This is a genomic window from Ammoniphilus soli (assembly GCF_040813775.1).
Genome location: NZ_JBEGDL010000154.1, coordinates 1 through 775 on the forward strand (window position 1 = coordinate 1; position 775 = coordinate 775).

General features: G+C 45.9%; 1 pseudogene. It reads left to right on the forward strand.

From position 1 onward, the window contains the following. A pseudogene (locus tag ABLT31_RS38815) lies at positions 1-775 on the forward strand (hypothetical protein); the annotation flags it as partial.

The following is a 775-nucleotide window of genomic DNA, read 5'->3' on the forward strand; positions in this document are numbered from 1 at the left end:
GGATGTATGCACTTGATCCTGTTTTATGGCTTCATGATCATCCAAGTGGGACTGATCGAACTGGTCATCAAGGGATTCAGTAAAGGGTACGAATTCCCATTCGGCGACGCCCACAAATATTTCAGTTTGTTGCAGGAGTGGACTACCTTCCTGATGTTGATCGCCGTAGGCTATGCGGCTTACCGTCGATACGTGGAAAAGCTGAATCGGCTACAATGGAAACGAAATGGAAAAGCGGCTTTTGTTTATATCGGGTTGACCATTCTTACCGTGTCGATTTTGTTGGCACTTGGCTTTGAGAGAATCATGCTTGGGCACGAGCCGGATATGGTTTATGCTCCCTTCTCCGGAATCGTTGCGTTAGTGTTCTCTGGTATTGGTACAACAGTAGGAACCGTTTTATTCTATGTGTTCTGGTGGGTACACATGCTGATTGTGTTGTCCTTCATGGTCTTCGTCCCACAATCTAAACAGGCGCATGAACTATTCGCCATGTTCAATATCTTTTTCAAAAAAGTCGGACCCGTAGGGAAATTGAGCAAGATTGATTTTGAGGATGAGGAAGTCGAAGAATTTGGTGTTGGGAAAATCGAGAACTTTACCCAGCGGCAGCTGATTGATCTGTATGCCTGTGCGGAATGTGGACGATGTACGAATATGTGTCCTGCTTCAGGAACGGGAAAGACCTTATCTCCTATGGATCTTATCGTGAAGATGAGAGATCATTTGACAGAGAAAGGAGCGGCTGTTACATCACGTGACCCATGGATGCCCG